The organism is Flavobacterium sp. WC2416, assembly GCF_041200095.1.
Taxonomy (GTDB): domain Bacteria; phylum Bacteroidota; class Bacteroidia; order Flavobacteriales; family Flavobacteriaceae; genus Flavobacterium.
In genome coordinates this window covers 2,897,704-2,914,937 of the sequence record NZ_CP165626.1, presented here as the reverse complement: position 1 = coordinate 2,914,937, position 17,234 = coordinate 2,897,704, and the positions used below count along the sequence as shown (strand labels likewise).

Annotated in this window: 16 protein-coding genes; 3 read left to right on the top strand and 13 right to left on the bottom strand. The window is 34.6% G+C overall.

All coding sequences use genetic code 11. The features are described from left to right. Nucleotides 1-52: 52 nt before the first annotated feature. Nucleotides 53-1,225: an acyl-CoA dehydrogenase family protein gene (locus tag AB3G39_RS12240; RefSeq protein WP_369765355.1), complete on the top strand. Its 1,173-nt coding sequence runs from the start codon at nucleotides 53-55 to the stop codon at nucleotides 1,223-1,225. Here AB3G39_RS12240 and AB3G39_RS12235 read toward each other — a convergent pair. The 9 genes from AB3G39_RS12235 to AB3G39_RS12195 all read right to left on the bottom strand — a co-directional run bounded on the left by AB3G39_RS12235 (nucleotide 1,217) and on the right by AB3G39_RS12195 (nucleotide 8,696). Continuing rightward, complete coding sequence (locus AB3G39_RS12235) at nucleotides 1,217-1,777, bottom strand: 2'-5' RNA ligase family protein (protein WP_367768994.1); 561 nt, start codon at nucleotides 1,775-1,777, stop codon at nucleotides 1,217-1,219. The genes AB3G39_RS12240 and AB3G39_RS12235 overlap by 9 nt on opposite strands. Before the next feature lie 54 nt (nucleotides 1,778-1,831). Beyond that, nucleotides 1,832-2,392, bottom strand: coding sequence for a DUF6642 family protein (locus tag AB3G39_RS12230; RefSeq protein WP_367752390.1), 561 nt, complete (start codon nucleotides 2,390-2,392; stop codon nucleotides 1,832-1,834). A gap of 205 nt (nucleotides 2,393-2,597) precedes the next feature. Beyond that, nucleotides 2,598-3,656 (bottom strand): NAD(P)-dependent alcohol dehydrogenase, encoded by a 1,059-nt coding sequence (locus AB3G39_RS12225; RefSeq protein ID WP_369765353.1) that lies wholly within the window; start codon nucleotides 3,654-3,656, stop codon nucleotides 2,598-2,600. Between the two features lie 10 nt (nucleotides 3,657-3,666). Continuing rightward, a complete protein-coding gene (locus tag AB3G39_RS12220; RefSeq protein WP_369769406.1) occupies nucleotides 3,667-4,839 on the bottom strand; it encodes a carboxymuconolactone decarboxylase family protein in 1,173 nt (390 codons plus the stop codon). Nucleotides 4,840-4,904: 65 nt separating this feature from the next. Further along, nucleotides 4,905-5,744, bottom strand: coding sequence for an SDR family oxidoreductase (locus AB3G39_RS12215; RefSeq protein WP_369765351.1), 840 nt, complete (start codon nucleotides 5,742-5,744; stop codon nucleotides 4,905-4,907). Nucleotides 5,745-5,756: 12 nt separating this feature from the next. Further along, on the bottom strand, nucleotides 5,757-6,737 hold the full coding sequence (locus tag AB3G39_RS12210; protein WP_369769404.1) for an aldo/keto reductase: 981 nt from the start codon (nucleotides 6,735-6,737) through the stop codon (nucleotides 5,757-5,759). Nucleotides 6,738-6,760: 23 nt separating this feature from the next. After that, nucleotides 6,761-7,144 (bottom strand): nuclear transport factor 2 family protein, encoded by a 384-nt coding sequence (locus AB3G39_RS12205; RefSeq protein WP_367752399.1) that lies wholly within the window; start codon nucleotides 7,142-7,144, stop codon nucleotides 6,761-6,763. 106 nt (nucleotides 7,145-7,250) lie between these two features. After that, nucleotides 7,251-7,682 carry a nuclear transport factor 2 family protein gene (locus AB3G39_RS12200; protein WP_369769403.1) on the bottom strand — a complete coding sequence of 144 codons (432 nt, stop codon included), beginning with the start codon at nucleotides 7,680-7,682 and terminating at the stop codon, nucleotides 7,251-7,253. Nucleotides 7,683-7,709: 27 nt separating this feature from the next. Then, nucleotides 7,710-8,696 carry an aldo/keto reductase gene (locus AB3G39_RS12195; RefSeq protein WP_369765348.1) on the bottom strand — a complete coding sequence of 329 codons (987 nt, stop codon included), beginning with the start codon at nucleotides 8,694-8,696 and terminating at the stop codon, nucleotides 7,710-7,712. Between the two features lie 182 nt (nucleotides 8,697-8,878). On the opposite strand from AB3G39_RS12195, the gene AB3G39_RS12190 reads away from it, so the two are divergent. Further along, nucleotides 8,879-9,775 (top strand): helix-turn-helix domain-containing protein, encoded by an 897-nt coding sequence (locus tag AB3G39_RS12190; RefSeq protein ID WP_369765347.1) that lies wholly within the window; start codon nucleotides 8,879-8,881, stop codon nucleotides 9,773-9,775. Between the two features lie 129 nt (nucleotides 9,776-9,904). Beyond that, a complete protein-coding gene (locus AB3G39_RS12185) occupies nucleotides 9,905-10,387 on the top strand; it encodes a hypothetical protein (protein ID WP_369769402.1) in 483 nt (160 codons plus the stop codon). A gap of 206 nt (nucleotides 10,388-10,593) precedes the next feature. Here AB3G39_RS12185 and nagB read toward each other — a convergent pair whose 3' ends face one another. From nagB to AB3G39_RS12165, 4 genes are all read right to left on the bottom strand, one after another. Further along, nucleotides 10,594-12,531 (bottom strand): glucosamine-6-phosphate deaminase, encoded by a 1,938-nt coding sequence (gene nagB / locus AB3G39_RS12180; protein ID WP_369769401.1) that lies wholly within the window; start codon nucleotides 12,529-12,531, stop codon nucleotides 10,594-10,596. 63 nt (nucleotides 12,532-12,594) lie between these two features. Next, nucleotides 12,595-13,716: an N-acetylglucosamine-6-phosphate deacetylase gene (gene nagA, locus AB3G39_RS12175; RefSeq protein WP_369765344.1), complete on the bottom strand. Its 1,122-nt coding sequence runs from the start codon at nucleotides 13,714-13,716 to the stop codon at nucleotides 12,595-12,597. A 10-nt stretch (nucleotides 13,717-13,726) separates the two neighbouring features. Further along, entirely contained in the window at nucleotides 13,727-14,953 is a 1,227-nt protein-coding gene (locus tag AB3G39_RS12170) for an AGE family epimerase/isomerase (protein ID WP_369765343.1), read from the bottom strand. 86 nt (nucleotides 14,954-15,039) lie between these two features. Beyond that, nucleotides 15,040-17,136, bottom strand: coding sequence for a GDSL-type esterase/lipase family protein (locus AB3G39_RS12165; protein WP_369769400.1), 2,097 nt, complete (start codon nucleotides 17,134-17,136; stop codon nucleotides 15,040-15,042). Between the last annotated feature and the right edge of the window lie 98 nt (nucleotides 17,137-17,234).

Genomic DNA, 17,234 nt, shown 5'->3' with positions numbered 1-17,234 from the left:
ATTTTAATCCAAAGTGATATAATAAATACCTCCTCAAATAAAAATGGTACCCATGCTACAAAACATACTTATCGAAAGAAAAATTTATGCCACAGAAGAACATAAAATGATGCAATCCATGATCCAAGAATTCATTGCAAATGAAATTATGGGACAGTTAGATCATTGGGAAAAACAAGGAATGGTTTCTCGTGAAATTTGGAAAAGAGCAGGAGAGTTAGGGCTACTATGTTTAGATATTCCAGAAATATATGGAGGTGGAGGATTGGATTTTACTTTTAATGCGCTACTTATTGAGGAGTTTGCTAAAAAAGGAATTACAGGTCCAGGATTTTCACTTCATTCAGATATTGTAGCGCCTTATTTGCTGCATTATGGAACCGAATTACAAAAACAAAAGTATTTGCCTCTAATGGCAAAAGGGGAGCTTATTACCGCTATAGGTATGACCGAACCCAATTGCGGGAGTGATTTAAAAGCATTGGGAACTACTGCAGATGACAAAGGAGATCATTATTTAGTAAATGGTCAAAAAACGTTTATAACCAATGGTTTTATGTGTGATATGGCTATAATAGCAGTAAAAACGAATGCGAAAACTGATGATGAAGGTGTTACTTTACTCATTTTAGAGTCGGAAATGGAGGGTTTTAATAAAGGAAATCCACTCAGAAAAATAGGGATGAAATCGCAGGATACAGCCGAGTTATTTTTTGATAATGTGAAAGTTCCAAAAGAAAACCGACTTGGGGACGAAAAAATGGGATTTAAAATTATGATGAAAGAATTAGCACGCGAGCGACTAACTGTGGGAATTATGGCGGTTGCCACCGCTGAGGGTGCTATTGAAGACACGATTAAATATACTACTGAACGCACTGCTTTTGGATCTCCAATTGCTGGGTTTCAAAACACACAGTTTAAAATTGCCGAATGCGCTACTCAAATGCAAATACATCAGGCCTTTTTAGATCGTTGTATTGAGTTAATGAGTACACATAAATTATCGAGTGAGAGTGCTTCCATGATCAAATATTCGGCCACGGATATGTGTGGTAAAGTAGTGGACGAATGTTTGCAATTGTTTGGAGGATACGGATACATGTGGGACTACCCAATTGCACGAATGTATGCTGACAATAGAGTTACCCGAATTTATGCTGGCACGAATGAAATCATGAAAATATTAATTGCCCGTGCCTTATTTAAAGATGTATTAAAATAAAGAAGTCTGTATAAATTCTTGTTTTGTATTCCCGTTAAACGGAAAATGGGCTATGATTTTAAATTGTTTTACTGCAGCATCAAAGCGTCTTAAAACGACATCTTCACAACGGTATTCTAATTCAATATTTGGAAACATACGGAAAGCCATTTCTAAATTTTCAGCAGATAGTTTTCGGGCTATAGATAAGTGAGGATCCGTGCTTTTATGTACAATTGGGAAACGGATTTCTTTATGAAAACGTTTCATAATAGGAATTAGTTCTTCTTTCGAATTTGGATTTGGTGCAATAAAAAAAGCGCCATTTGGATAACTACCAAAATGATCTAAAACTACTTTTAGGGGTTGGATGGAATCGCCTATTTTGGCGAGTTGTTTTTTGATATTTTCTAATTGTATGTCAGTTGCGGTAAATTCACCAATGGTAATATGCGCCAATGAATTTTTACTGTTAAACCAGCCTATTTTTTCTGACAGAGTTTCCTTCATCATTTTAATTTTAGAAATAATATCTTCTGATGGGTGTAAAACAATGGAGTAGGTATTGGGCATTTTTTAATTTTGATAAAAATTAGTACAGAATTTAAATGGATAAAATTCAGTTTTTTAATAGTACAATCTAAAATCGAGTAACTTACAAAGTGCATAATGTTTTTGATGCAATTCTTCTACTATTTCAACTACGTCATCGATTTCTTGACACAAGCTAAAGAAGGCTTTATCGATAGCAATACTAGGTAGTTTATACGACACTTCTCCATAGCCAGACACCGCACTTGCTCCAGTAATATCTAGAAAATATTGCGCTTCTTCGGCGCTTAAGTCTAAAACTTTTGCATTAGAAAAATGAATGATTTTGCCTTTCATTTTCCCTTCAAATAGTTCGGCTATTTCTTCAAAACTATAATAGTAATCATTGAGACAGATATTATTTCGTTCTCCAGGCATCACTAAATAGATAATCTCATAATCCTTAAAATTATGATCGTGATAAAGTAAAGCACTTAAACTTTCTTCTAATCCTTCAATTGTATCGCAGGTTTTATATATGCTAGAAATCCCTTCTTCAAGGGCCAATTGTTCTAAGTTTTTAACTACTTCAGTAGCAGTTGTAATTTCTACATCTCGAACTCCTTCGAGGCAGAAAATAAATTTATCCTGATCCATTGTTGTTTTTTAAGGAGGTAGTTTATCTAAAAGCAAAGATATGTTTTTATGGAGAAAAAAGAGACTAGAAGTGTGGCTTTAGGAGCCTTAATTTTTACTTGTTTTATTAAATAAAAATATCTTTTTTGATACAATTTTAAAAATAATAATCCCAAACACAATAAAAAAATAGTGTTTGGGATTATTAATAAAAATAGGATCGATATTATGCTTTCAAAGAAGCCATATCAATCACAAAACGATATTTTACATCACTTTTTAACATTCTTTCATACGCTTTGTTGATATCTTGCATTTTGATAATTTCAATTTCAGATACAATGTTGTGTTCTCCACAAAAATCTAACATTTCTTGTGTTTCGGCAATTCCACCAATTAAAGAACCCGCGATTGATTTTCTTCCCATGATCATTGGAACCGTATTTAAAAAAGGATCTAATGGTCCTAAATAACCAACTAAAACTATAGTTCCACTATAATTCAAAGTAGCAACATAAGGATTAATATCATGAATGTTAGGGACAGTATCAATAATTAAATCAAATTCGCCGGTTACAGCATTCATTTGGTCTTCATCGGTTGAGATGACAACATTATGTGCTCCTAAATCTTTTGCATCTTGAATTTTATCTGGAGTTCTTGAAAACAAGGTTACTTCGGCTCCTAAACCTTTAGCTAATTTTACAGCCATGTGTCCAAGTCCACCTAAACCTACAACGGCAACTTTACTTCCTTTACCTACTTTCCAATGTTTTAATGGTGACCAAGTGGTAATTCCGGCACAAAGTAATGGCGCAACGGCAGCCAAGTCTAGGTTAGCTGGTACTTTTAATACAAAGTGTTCATCTACAACCACTTTTTCAGAATAACCACCAAAAGTATGACCTCCCAAATGTTTGTCAGGACCGTTGTAAGTTCCAACCCAGCCATTAGAACAATATTGCTCTAAATCATTTTTACAACTATCACAAGTGCTGCAAGAACCTACAAGGCAACCAACACCTGCTAAATCGCCTACTTTTAATTTAGTCACTTCACTACCTACTTTGGTAATTCTTCCTACTATTTCGTGACCAGGTACTGCGGGATATAGTGTTCCTCCCCAGTCGTTTCGAGCGGTATGCAAATCGGAGTGGCAAACCCCACAATATAATATTTCTATTTCTATATCTTTTTCAGAAACTGCTCTTCGGTTAATGTTTAATTCTTTTAAGTCCGCATCTTTATCTGCAGCACCATAAGCTTTAACTTGAGTTGTGTTCATATCTTGTGTTTTAATTATTATTTATAGGTAAAATTTCATTCAAACAATTAATGGCATTTAATGTACGTGGATAGCCCACATAGGGCAATAATTGTGTCATTAGATTAATAAGGATATTCCTGTCATTCCCAACATTAATATTCCCAGTAATATGCCCCTTTATTTGGTTTTCACTGCCTCCTAATGCAATAAGAAAAGAAAGTGTTATCATTTCTCGAGTTTTAATATCCAAACCATCTCTAGTGATATAATCGCCAAAACAATTGGCAGATAAATAGTGTTGAATGTGTAATAAATCTTTGGGCGAGTTTTTATACATCTTATCTATTTGGTCGCCGAAAATTTCCTTTTGTTTGGCCAATCCTTTTTCCAGTCTATTTTCTGGAGTAGTGGTAGATTGACTTTCTAAAGGTAAAGAAATATTCCGTTCGATAAAAATTTCATTGGTAGCATTTATAAAATCAATCACCTTAGAAATACCTACATAGGGAACAGATTGATATAGAACTTCTTTTATTTCAATTGGATATATACCAACATTCAAGGCTGCATTTAGATGCAAACGGTACTCAGTCAAGGCATGGCTACCTATTGTAGAAGCCATAATCATCAGTACTCTTGTTTTGACATCGATCGTATCGTGGTTAATGACTTCGTCAAAAGCAAAATTGTCAAATATCTCAATCAAATCTGGATCCGTTTCTTTTACCTTCGAAATATGATTAGGCCATAATTCTTCATGATTCATTATAGCGGCTGGTGTTAATTTGTTTTCTACTTCATAAACAGGGGCTTTAAAAGTATTATACTCTTCATTACTTACGGCTTGTAGCCAGTCTGTTGTATCTTTATCAAATTCTGGAACTAGTGCAATATGACGCATCGCACTGTTATGAGAAGCTCCGTGCCAATGTGTTATATTTTTTGGAATTTTGACAACATCTCCTTTTTGGATTAGTTGAATGGGTTTGCCGAGCTCTTGATAGTATCCAATACCTTCAATAACAAACAATATTTGGCCGCTGGTATGGCTGTGCCAATTGGTTCTTGCTTTCTTTTCAAAAGATATTGTTCCCATATTAATGTTATATCCTTCATCGGGTATTACATTCATATTGACCCAAACGGTTCCAGTGAAATAGTCCTTTGGAGCAGCTACTCCTTTATCTATAAATGTTGTCATTTTATTTATTTGTTTTCTGTTTAGGGATGATTACAACAATAGTTTAATCTAATGTAAAAAGAAAATTATTCTGGTTTAGGAGCCAATTCACCATACCAATAGGCAGAAGTTACACCACCATCCATTAAGAAATCACTTCCTGTGATAAAAGCACCGTCTCTCCCCATCAATAAAGCGCCTACTACGCCCACTTCATCTGGTGTACCGGCTCTTCCGGCAGGCGAAATTGCTAGCATTTTTCGATAGCCCTCTCCGCGAGGTCCATTCAATTCGTCGTTTGCAAGTGGTGTAATAATTATTCCCGGACTGATTGTATTGATCCGGGCTCCTCGTTTTCCCCAACGTACGGCTTCGGCCTTTACTCGTAATGAATTTCCTCTTTTGGATAATTGGTAAGCAAATAAGGAACTATCTACAGCATCTGATTGTAAAAATGGAAGCGATAGCAATTCCTCTGTTGGGGTGGTTGCCAATGCTTTATCTTGTTCAGGGGTTAAAGAGGGCAATCGATGTCCTGATTGGGAAGCAATTACTACTCCTGAACCTCCATCTTCAATTACATGACCAAATTCTTCCAAGATTAATGCTGTTCCATATAAATCTACTTTGAATATAGTGACAGGTGAGGCTTGTGATGGAGAAACTCCTGCAGCATGTATCAGTCCTGTAACGCCACCAATTGCTGTTGCAGTATTAACTAACTCATGAACCGAATCTCTTGACGAAATATCCACTACAGTGGTGCTAACTTTAAAACCGGCATCACTTAGAACCTTTGCAGCAGCATCATTATTTTCTGGATGTAAGTCGGCTAATAAAATATGATTTCCAGCACCTACACGTCTAGCAATGGCTTGACCAATAGAGCCTGCTCCAATAACTACAATTACGTTAACTTTTTTCATTTTGCTATGTTTTTATTTTCCAACTCTTTTTTGTAAATGTGTAGGATAGCGATCTCCTTGCACATTTGTTTTTGCAAAAGCTTCATCAATTGCTATAATATCACTTGGAGTTAAATTAACGGATACACCGCCAATATTTTCAGTCAAGCGGTGTGATTTTCTAGTACCAGGAATGGGTACAATCCATGGTTTTTGTGTTAGTAACCACCCCAATGCAATTTGAGCAGGAGTTGCTTCTTTTTGTTTGGCAATGTCACTTAACAATTCAACCAATTTTTGATTTGCTTTTCGGTTTTCTTCAGAAAAACGAGGAACAATGTTGCGAAAATCAGTACTGTCAAATTGGGTGTTTTCATTGATAGCACCAGTCAAAAATCCTTTACCTAGCGGACTGAAAGGCACAAAACCTATTCCTAGTTCTTCCAATGTTGGTAAGATTTCTAGTTCAGGTTCTCTCCACCATATAGAGTATTCACTTTGTAATGCACTTACAGGTTGTACTGCATTTGCTTTTCGAATGGAAGCCACACCAGCCTCAGATAATCCAAAGAATTTTACTTTTCCTTCAGCAATAAGGTCTTTTACGGTACCTGCAACATCCTCCATAGGAACATTGGGATCCACACGATGTTGATAGAATAAATCAATATAATCCGTTTGCAATCTTTGTAAAGAATTATCTACTACTTTTCTAATTCGTTCAGGACTACTATCCAATCCTAAACTCGAATTTCCATCTTTAAAACCAAATTTAGTGGCAATTACGACTTCTTTCCTGAATGGTTTTAATGCTTCTCCTACCAATTCTTCATTTAATTGTCCGTAAGCTTCAGCAGTATCAAAGAAGGTTATGCCTTGTTCATAGGCTTCTCTAATCAGTTTTATGCCTTGTCCTTTTTCGGTTGCAGGACCATAACCAAAATTTAATCCCATACACCCCATACCAAGTGCTGAAACTTCTAATCCGTTTTTTCCTAATATTCTTTTTTGCATGACTTCTATTTTTATATTCGTTATTAAAACGTAGTAGCTACTGATTTTAGAATAATCCATTCACCATTACGTTTTTCAAGTTGCATTGTTTGTTGCAAGCGCCAGTTGTTTCTTGATCCCCAAATTCTAGCATCCAAAAGATTTTGACCAACAAATAGGGCTTGATTGCCATCTATTTTTATTGTTGTTTTTACCTCTTTGTAGGAGTAGTATTTCATTCGTTCCCTTTCTATTTCTGAGAACCACTCTGCTTTAGATTGTACATATCCAGTGATATGCGTGAGTGTAAAATTTGGATCTAAAATGCGGTTCAGTCCTACAAGGTTTTTGTCTATCATCAACTCGGTAAGTTGGCGAGTTATCTTCAAGATTTGCGACTCATTTTGACTTGCATTGTTGGTCTCCATTTTGCTATTTAAATTTAAATATCCAGTTTATTTCCATTCAATCACTTTACTATTTCTGCTTTATTATCATATTGAAGTAAAGTTTGATGGGTGTCAAATGTTTTAATTATTGAATTATACTTGCTTTCATTGCGAGTACTTTCCATGGTTTTTTAGCATTTTCTCTGGTGAATACTTCGATGTAAGAAAGGCGTAAGGCTACTTTATTCCCCGAAACAGTAACTGCAAATTTACCTTTACCAGTAACAATCGCTGTATTTCCAGTAACTGTAGCTGCATTCTCATCTACATCGATACTATCATGATTAAATGTACCACTTTTTAGTCGATCTAGATAACCAGTTTTAAATTGACTGCTACCGTCAGAACTTAGTACCACAAACTTTTCGTGGAAAACAGTGGATAAGGAATCAATTTTATTTTCTACTTCCCATTTGAATATTTGTCCTGACAATTTTAATATTTCTTTCTCAGATCTAGTTTGTGAGAAAGATAGAAAACCAGTTAAAAGGGTAATGATTAAAATATACTTTTTCATAGTATTTGTTTTTATATTAGTTAATAATTATTCGGACATAGAAAGTAAACCTTCATCTAATCTTGCACCTTGAATTTTTATAGCCTTCAACTGATCGTCTATATAGGTAAGGTCTGCATTCGATAATTCAAGATCAACGGATTTGATATTATCATCAATGTATTCAATTTTATCCATTCCGGGAATCGGCACTATCCAAGGTTTTTGAGCTAATAGCCAGGCTAAAGCTATTTGTACAGGTGTTGCTTTTTTTTCTTTTGCAATAGCACGTAGCATTTCTACCAATGGCATATTTGCTTTAATAGCATCTTGAGTAAATCTTGGGAAACTAGCTCTCAAGTCGGTTGCACTATCAAATTTAGTATTGGTATCGATTGTACCAGTTAAAAATCCTGTTCCTAGTGGTCCCCATGGCACAAAGCCAATTCCTAGTTCTTCACAAGTAGGTAACACTTCTAATTCTGGTTCTCTGGTCCAAATTGAATATTGATTTTGAACTGCAGCGACGGGATGAATGGCATGTGCTCTTCTAATAGTTGAGGCACCAGCTTCCGAAAGCCCGTAGTGAAGAATTTTACCTTCATTAATTAAGTCTTTCAATGTTCCTGCTACTTCTTCGATAGGTACATTTGGATCTACTCTATGTTGGTAGAACAAATCGATATAATCTGTTTTTAAGCTTTTTAATGAAGCTTCGGCAACTGCTCTAATATTTTCAGGACGACTGTCGGTTCCTGTTATGGCACCATTTTCAAGTTTAAAGCCAAATTTAGTAGCAACAACAACGTCTTTTCTAAAAGGGACTAATGCTTCTCCTAATAATTTTTCGTTCACATAAGGACCATATCCTTGTGCAGTGTCAAAAAAAGTAATGCCTTTTTCGACCGCAGCTCTTATCACTTTTATTCCTTCACTTTCTTCAACTGCGATTCCAGTTCCAAAACTCAAATTCATAACTCCCATACCAAGAGCTGATACTTCTAATCCGCTGTTTCCTAATTTTCTAGTTTTCATTATTTATGATTTTCTATAATAAATTGTTTTGTGAATTTTTGATAATACAAAGTTCCTTCAATAATAAGGTCAAATTAGTATACATATTACGGCTGTTATAACCATTATTACTGATATTGCTTTTGGCTATAACTTATTTAAAATGTGTGTACTATATTTGTATTGTAATTAAAGGAATAGCTATGGAGACCATTATTAAAATTGATAAAATTTCTCAGTACAATGCACTAAAGGATATTGAAACAAGACATCCGTTGATAAGTGTTTTTGATAACAGCAACACTAAGAACTTACCCAATCATTGTAAAATGTATTTTGGTTTATATGCTGTTTTTTTAAAGGCGGGAAATTGCGGGGAATTAAAATATGGTAGAAATACCTATGATTATGATGATGGAACTATGGTTTTTATTGGTCCAGGACAAGTTCTTGAAATCAATAATGAAGAGAATTACCAGCCTACAGGTTTAGCACTACTTTTTCACCCAGATTTAATAAAAGGAACCGCTCTTGGTAAAAAAATGAGTCAATATTCGTTTTTTTCGTATGATTCGAATGAGGCTTTACATTTATCTTTGAAAGAACAACAAATCATTAAAGATTTATTTAGTAAACTGGAGTATGAATTAGATCAATCCATTGATAAACATAGTAAAAGTATTATTACCAATAATGTCGAGTTGCTATTAAACTATTGCATTCGCTTTTATGATAGGCAATTCATCACCAGAGAAAATATAAACACTGATATTTTATCAAAATTCGAAAACCTATTGAACGATTATTTCCATTCAGAAACTACACAAGAATTAGGGTTGCCTTCTGTTGGGTATTTTGCAGATCGTTTGCATCTTTCTCCCAACTATTTTGGGGATTTAATTAAAAAAGAAACGGGAAAATCGGCGCAGGAACACATGCAACTAAAATTGATTGATGTGGCCAAGGAAAAGATTTTTGATACTGAAAAATCAATTAGTCAAATCGCTTTTGAACTTGGTTTTAAATACCCTCAGCATTTTAATCGTATGTTTAAAAAAAGTACTGGCTTTACGCCAAATGAATATAGAATGATGAATTAATGGTGTGCTCCTTACGTACTAATTTTTGTTAGTTTCATTTTATTGTTTGCCAATAACTATTTTACTTAAAATTATTTATTTGTAAGTTAGCACTGGCAATTGCCACATTATTAATTAAATCTTACTATTATGAAAAATTCGGGTCTGTTTTGTTTGTTGTTGACTTGTATTGCACTCGGAAGCTGTAAAAACAATCAAAGCGAAAATGGTTCAGAAGGCAGTCAAGTAAAGGCTGAAAAACCAATAAGTGTAACCACTTATAGAGCATTATATGAGCAAGATACAATTGACTTGAAAGTGAATACTTTGAAAAGTGGAAAAATAAAAGGGGATATGGTAATGAAAATTTTTAATATGCCGAAAAAAACAGGAAAAATAGCAGGAGAATTCCGTGGTGATACCTTATTTGCTAGCTATACTTTTTATCAAGGTGGATATGAAAAAAAAACTTACAAGAATCCTATGGCTTTTCTTAAAAATGGAGAGGAACTTATTTTAGGTAATGGAAAAATTGAAACTACGATGGGAGCTTCTTATTTTATTAAAGGGGAGCCTATAGATTTTGAACAGGTAAAATACAAATTTGCTAAGTTGGAAGATGTCAAAATTTAACCATTAAATAGAGGGGGAGTTCCCTATTTTTAATTTTGACTCTGTTACAAACTATTTAAATATTCAATATAGGATTGAGAAAATCAAAGAAAATCATTCAGGTTTTATTTGATGATCTTTTTCCAAATTAAAATAATGCCTGATCCGTTTGGAACAGGCATTTTTATTAATGTCTCACTTTGAGAAATAATTACAATTTACTTAAATTAATAATCAAAACGTTTAAATGCTTCAATGGCTTCGTATTCAGCTAAACCTAAATCATCATAAAGTTTCGCAGTATTTTTGTTGCGATCTTCGGCTCGTACCCAAAATTCTCTTGAGTCGTTTCCTTGAAACATTACTCTGTCTTTTTGGGATTGATGGTATAAAATCGCATGTCTTTTTAATAAAACTTCATCAGGACTTAGTGGAACAGCCATATCTATTTCGTGGATATCCCATTCATGCCAAGCACCTCGGTACAACCATAACCAACAGTCATTCATAAATGGTTTTGTTTTTAGAACTGCCATAGCGGCAAATATTGCATTCAAACAAACTTCATGAGTACCATGCGGATCCGCTAAATCTCCAGCAGCAAAAACTTGATGTGGTTTAATTTTTTCGATGATGCCCATAACAATAGTAATATCTTCAGCACCCAATGGATTTTTCTTTACTCGGCCAGTTTCATAAAAAGGAAGGTCTAAAAAGTGTGTGTTTTCATCTTTTAAACCAATGTATCTAGTTGCTGCATAGGATTCACGACGTCTGATAAGCCCTTTTAACTTTCTAACTTCAATAGAATCAATTTCATTTTCAGTTTTGTTATTAATGAAATTAATTACCGCTGGAAAGTCAATATTACAATCGCTTCCTCCAATGAAATCATTGCAAACTTCTGCAAATTTCAATGCTTCGTCATCAGTAACCGCTATATTTCCAGATGTTTGATATACAACATGAACATCATGACCTTGTTTTATCAGTTTAGAAAAAGTTCCACCCATTGAAATTACATCATCATCTGGATGTGGACTAAAGAGGATGATTCTTTTTTTGGCAGGATTAGCTCTTTCGGGTCTGTGAGAATCATCAGTATTTGGTTTTCCCCCTGGCCACCCAGTTATTGTATGTTGCAATACATTGAACATATTTATATTCAAATCATAAGCAGAACCTTCTTGTGCCAAAAGATCCGACATTCCATTGTTGTTGTAATCTCTGTCAGTCAGTTTTAATATAGATTGTTTTGTTTCTTGGCAAAGCCAAACAATTGCTTTATTTCTTAATTCTGTTGTCCAAATGCATTCTCCAACTAACCAAGGCGTTTTAAAACGAGTTAATTCAGAGGCAGCTGGTTGGTCTAAAACGAAAGTCGCATTAGCATGATTTTGCAAAAATGTAGCAGGAATTTCGGAACTAATATCTCCTTGAATAGTTCTCTTAATGATGGAGGCTTTGTTTTGACCCCAAGCCATTAATACAATTCTTTTGGATCTTAAAATTGTAGAAACTCCCATTGTAATCGCTCTTTTAGGAACGTTATCAATCCCATTAAAATCAGATGAAGCATCTATTCGTGTGATATGATCTAAAGTAATGATTCGAGTTCCTGAATTGATATGGGATCCTGGTTCATTGAAACCAACGTGTCCTGTACGACCAATTCCCAATAATTGAAAATCAAGCCCTCCGGCATTTTTAATTTTCATTTCATAATCAACACAATATTGATTCAACTCATCAATGGCTACCGTTCCGTCCGGAACATTTATATTCTCTGGTCTAATATCAACATGATTAAAAAGATGTTGATGCATGAAATAGTGGTAACTGTTGTTGTTTTCTTTTTTCATTGGATAATATTCATCCAAATTGAAAGTCACTACATTATTAAAGCTAAGTCCTTCTTCTTTATACATTCGAACCAATTCTTCATAGACTTTTATAGGAGAAGAACCAGTAGCTAGGCCAAGTACACAGGATTTATTTTCGGCTTGTTTGGATCTAATTAATGTTGCTATTTCTTGTGCAACAATTTTTGATGCTTCAACTGAATTTTTAAAAATCTCATTGTGGATTTTCTCGAATCTAGTTTCTTCAAATTTTCCAACACTTTTATAGCTGATGTCAGGTTTAATTTCTAAAATACTTTTCATTTTTTTTTATTTTGAGTTAGTTATGTAGTTACTTTTTTTATTAACATCTTTGATATTAAAGTGTTAAATCAGATTATAATTTAATGTTTCTATTATTGACAGATTATCATTAAATGTGACAAAACTTGCTGGAAATCCAGATTTGATTTTACCCACTTGATCCTCCATATTAATAGCGCTTGCTACACGGCACGTAGCCATTTTGATAGCCTCGTCAGCAGATACATGAAGATGATTAAATGCATTTTGCACGGCTTCTTCCATCGAAATGCTTGCGCCAGCCAAATTACCTTCTTCATTTCTATAAAAACCATTGTCGAGATGGGCATCAAAACTATCCCATTTAAAATTGGCAACTTTTCGCCCTAAAAAGGCAGCATCGCTAATTAGAAAGAATTTATCCTTCTTTAATTTGTAAGCCACACTTGCTGCGGCATAATCACAATGGGCACCATCTAAAATAATCGGGGCATAGACAGCTTCGTTTTCAAAAGTTGCACCAACCAAGCCCGGTTCCCGATGACCAAACTGGGTCATGGCATTGTATAAATGAGTTACCAGCTTAATCCCTTTTGAAAAATAATATTGTGCCTCTTTATAAGTCATAGTCGAGTGACCAGCCGAAATAACAATGCCACTTTCCAATAGCATATCCAGCTGCTCATCAGTAAAACATTCCGGGGCAATTGTGATTACTTTTATCACATCTTTACCACAACGAATGATTTCTTCCAATTCAGCATTAGTAGGTATGCGAACTTGATTAATGCTGTGTGCACCCCGTTTTAGAGGATTCAAAAAAGGACCTTCTAAGTGCATTCCCATTACTCCGTTATTGTATTTTGCTTTATAATTTCGGATGGCCTCAATTCCTTGGTGAATGGTCTCATTAGACGAAGACACTAAGCAAGGTAAGGTATGGGTGGTGCCGTATTTTAAACTAGAATTATAAATATCCTGTATAGTTTCTTCATTAGGAAATTGACTGAAATAAAATTGCTCTCCACCGTTTATTTGAATATCGATAAATCCGGCTGAGATATGACTTCCTTTCAAATCAATTCGTTCAATATCTGTCGGTATTTCTTTTTGAACCGACAGAATTTTTCCATTTTCTATAATAATGACATCATTATTAATTTCTTCGCCAGTATGTACAATTCCGTTAACAATGGCTTGTTTCATTTTTTATAATTTAATTGTGTTTACTATCCAGTTTACTATTCACAATATTCTTATTGTCTTCTAAATACTCATTAAGTATTTGCAAACAATACCATTCTTGTCTTGGTAAATGAAATGGTCCTTTGAACATATTTCCTTTAGCTGTTTGAGCAATGGTTCCGTCTTTATGTAAATATCCAAACCATTCTCCATTAGCTGCATCATGGAATTTGCTATACGAATAATCATGTACCATTTTGTGCCAAATTGCATATTTTTCATTACCAGTCATGGTGTAGGCTAGGAGTGTTGCAATGATCACCTCATTATGTGGCCACCAAAATTTCATATCCTGCCAGTATTCCTGAACGGGTTTGTCATAGACATCACGGAAGTATAAAATTCCTCCATGCTCCTTATCCCATCCGCGTTCCCACATATAATCCAGCATTTTGCAACCCAATTCAATTAAATGAGGGTCATTATTACGATATTTTGCTTCGTGTAAAATGAACCATGCTCCCTCAATTGCATGACCGGGATTCAAAGTACGACCATCGATATGATCGATTATTGATCCATCTGGAGCTACTTGTTCCATCACACATTTAATGTCATCTTTTACAAAATCGGTTTCAATTTCGGTTATCCATGTATCAATCCATTCATTACAACGCGGATCTCCAATATTTTCGCGTAACTGTTGTGCTGTGTTGATCATAATCATAGGAGTCCCAATTCCTTTGGCAGGGCGTTCAGCGGTATATTTTGAATCTAATAAACTTGGATTACTTGAATATTTGATACATTCTCCAAATAAATAACGGGCCTGTTCTGCAATTACTCCATCTCCGCTTGCTTTTGCGTAAGCTGACATTGCAATAACTGCAAAGGTTTCCGAAAAGTAATAACGACGCTTACGAATAGGTTTTCCATTACGAGTAACATGGAAAAACATTCGGCCATCGGTATCAAAACAATGTTTGTTTAAAAAATCGATACCTATTTTAGAATTTTCTAACCATTCTTGTTTTGGTTCAACAGTATTATAAAGTGTAGCCAATAACCAAGCAACACGCCCTTGTATCCAAACGGCTTTGTCATCATCAATCAAGCTTCCATCTTGATCACGCATTAATAAATAACCTCCAAACTCGGTATCAATTGAACGTGGAAACCAAAATGGTATAGTATCATTTAGTAATTGATTCTGATAAAAATCTTTTAAGCTGATAAGATCTGTTTTTGAATAGCTCATTTTTAATGTATTTTATGTAGCTAGTATTTTATACTAGATGTTGTTTTTTTATCTCGTTGAGTCAGTAAATAATGTATTTACTTTTTTTAGTTTTCAGTTGTAGGGTTCAATTCCAGTTTAAAAGTAGAACAGGGTAAGCCTGCTTCATTTACTAAATTGGCTGTAGTAAACGGTTTCCATGCATATAAAACGGTTCTTATTTTTTCCCCTTTTGGAATTTTAATTCGGACTTGATTATTAACGATAACTGCTTTAACTTGTATATGAATCCCCTTATCAGTTACCAATTCAAAACCAATTAATTCTTTTTTGTCTGCTGTCGTCAATTTTTTTGCAAATTGAAATGAAATCAAAATGGTATCGTCTTTTTGTATCGCTTTCAAAGCGGAAGGACCATTCGCAATTACAGCTTTTCCGTAGGTGTTGTGCAAGGCCAAAAGCGCTAAACGATCGGCTACCTCTTTTTTCCTAATTGGATGCACGTTACTAACATCACCATAATCCATGCTAATTGCCATACCACTGTTTGGAATCTTATTTTGCAATCTGTTTTGGACCTCTCTGAAAGCCGGCCAAGTTGGTCGCTCAATACTTGATAATTGTACATAATAGAAGGGGAGGTTAGCCCCCCAAGCTTTTCGCCAGCTTTCTACTAACGTTGGCATTAGATGTTCATATAATTCAACGTTGTGTGTATTGCTTTCCCCTTGATACCAAATCACTCCTTTTATTGGGAATTTTGTAAAGGATTCAACTCCAGCTTCAAAATTATAACTAGGATCATAAGGATGACGTTGTTTAGCATTTGTAGCGTTTTTTAAATTTAAATCAGCACGTTCTCTTACCCAAGGCATAATAAAATCTGATTTGCGCCAGTTGGTTAATACATCAACTACTTTATCATCGTGTTCCAATGTGTATCTGTCAATCCACGATTCAATTGGGGACCCGCCAACGGCAACTTGAATTAAACCCAAGGGTACATTTTCTTCATGTGCAATGTTTTTACCAAAGTAATAAGCAATGGCAGAGAAATCTCTAGCACTTATCGAATCAGATACTGCCCAACTTCCGGAAAAGAATTGTAGCTGATTGGTTTTAACCAAAGTGAGAGAATCCCAAGCCGTTTCATCAGTATCACGAATCGTTTTAGCATTGAATAATCGAATAGTAGTATTAGCTATAGCTTTTTTTACTTCTTCCAATCCATTTTCTGAGTTTTGAAGTTGAAATGCCATATTTGACTGTCCTGAACAAAACCAAACATCTCCAACCAGAATATTCTTCAAAACAATGTTTGTTCCTTTAGATTGGATTGTCATTTCGTATGGACCACCTTCAGTCATCGCAGGAAAAATAGCTTTCCATTTCCCGTAAAGATTGGCTATGACCGTCTTTTTTTGTTGTTTAAAAGTTACTTCTATGGTATCTCCACCGTTAGCCGTTCCGTAAACTGGAATGGGTTGATTGCGTTGCAAAACCATATTGTCTGTGAAAACTGTAGCTAGTTTTAATCCTCCATAATTTTGAGTGATATTTTCATATACCGTTTTAGCAAGAATTGTAGCTCCTTCTTTTGTTGGATGTAAAGCATCTGGAAAAAGATCAGGACGAGAATATAACTTTTCATGTAAATCAATTAAACCCACTTGATTTGCTTTTGCAATGTTGGGTATATGAGACTGAATTTGCCAAAACCAATCTCTAGTTCCCGATTTAAAACGACGATGGTCATTAAATATCGGAGTTAATCTACATATGTAAATTTTTACTGCAGGATTTTGTTTTTTTAATGTGTCTATAATCCAAGAATAATCTGCATCAAAATCTTCTTTATAGTTTGGCCAATTTCTAGGATCAGTATCATTTAAACCCAAATGGATAATAGCAATGTCAGGTCTGTATGAAATAGCATCCGCAAATTCCTTTGTATTAAAATAAGGTGTACTTCCTTTTTTCAAAAGTGTCGCTCCGCTATGCCCAAAATTCTTTACTTCATACTGTCCACCCATCAAAATTTGAAGTTGTGAGGGATAAGATTCATTTGCAGCATCAGATAAGAGATATCCTGCTGTTACCGAATCTCCAATACAGGCCACTTTAAGTATTGCTTTTTGGGCAAATGACTCAAAATGAAGTAGTATTGAAATTAAAAAGACTACTAGAAATAGATTCTTTTTCATTGTATTTATGTTTTTATTTTTTCAGAAATCATTACAAATAGGCATAAATTATCCCTAAGGCGGAACACAAGGCTCCGCCTTAAAAGATAAAAACCAAA

Excerpts from the sequence above, each read along its gene's own strand:
- AB3G39_RS12215 (WP_369765351.1), bottom strand. The coding sequence starts at position 5,744 with ATGAAAAAAGTTAACGTAATTGTAGTTATTGGAGCAGGCTCTATTGGT.
- AB3G39_RS12230 (WP_367752390.1), bottom strand. The coding sequence starts at position 2,392 with ATGGATCAGGATAAATTTATTTTCTGCCTCGAAGGAGTTCGAGATGTA.
- AB3G39_RS12225 (WP_369765353.1), bottom strand. The coding sequence starts at position 3,656 with ATGAACACAACTCAAGTTAAAGCTTATGGTGCTGCAGATAAAGATGCG.
- AB3G39_RS12165 (WP_369769400.1), bottom strand. The coding sequence starts at position 17,136 with ATGAAAAAGAATCTATTTCTAGTAGTCTTTTTAATTTCAATACTACTT.
- AB3G39_RS12240 (WP_369765355.1), top strand. The coding sequence starts at position 53 with ATGCTACAAAACATACTTATCGAAAGAAAAATTTATGCCACAGAAGAA.
- AB3G39_RS12200 (WP_369769403.1), bottom strand. The coding sequence starts at position 7,682 with ATGAAAAAGTATATTTTAATCATTACCCTTTTAACTGGTTTTCTATCT.
- AB3G39_RS12170 (WP_369765343.1), bottom strand. The coding sequence starts at position 14,953 with ATGAGCTATTCAAAAACAGATCTTATCAGCTTAAAAGATTTTTATCAG.
- AB3G39_RS12190 (WP_369765347.1), top strand. The coding sequence starts at position 8,879 with ATGGAGACCATTATTAAAATTGATAAAATTTCTCAGTACAATGCACTA.
- AB3G39_RS12235 (WP_367768994.1), bottom strand. The coding sequence starts at position 1,777 with ATGCCCAATACCTACTCCATTGTTTTACACCCATCAGAAGATATTATT.
- nagA (WP_369765344.1), bottom strand. The coding sequence starts at position 13,716 with ATGAAACAAGCCATTGTTAACGGAATTGTACATACTGGCGAAGAAATT.
- AB3G39_RS12185 (WP_369769402.1), top strand. The coding sequence starts at position 9,905 with ATGAAAAATTCGGGTCTGTTTTGTTTGTTGTTGACTTGTATTGCACTC.
- AB3G39_RS12210 (WP_369769404.1), bottom strand. The coding sequence starts at position 6,737 with ATGCAAAAAAGAATATTAGGAAAAAACGGATTAGAAGTTTCAGCACTT.
- AB3G39_RS12195 (WP_369765348.1), bottom strand. The coding sequence starts at position 8,696 with ATGAAAACTAGAAAATTAGGAAACAGCGGATTAGAAGTATCAGCTCTT.
- AB3G39_RS12220 (WP_369769406.1), bottom strand. The coding sequence starts at position 4,839 with ATGACAACATTTATAGATAAAGGAGTAGCTGCTCCAAAGGACTATTTC.
- AB3G39_RS12205 (WP_367752399.1), bottom strand. The coding sequence starts at position 7,144 with ATGGAGACCAACAATGCAAGTCAAAATGAGTCGCAAATCTTGAAGATA.
- nagB (WP_369769401.1), bottom strand. The coding sequence starts at position 12,531 with ATGAAAAGTATTTTAGAAATTAAACCTGACATCAGCTATAAAAGTGTT.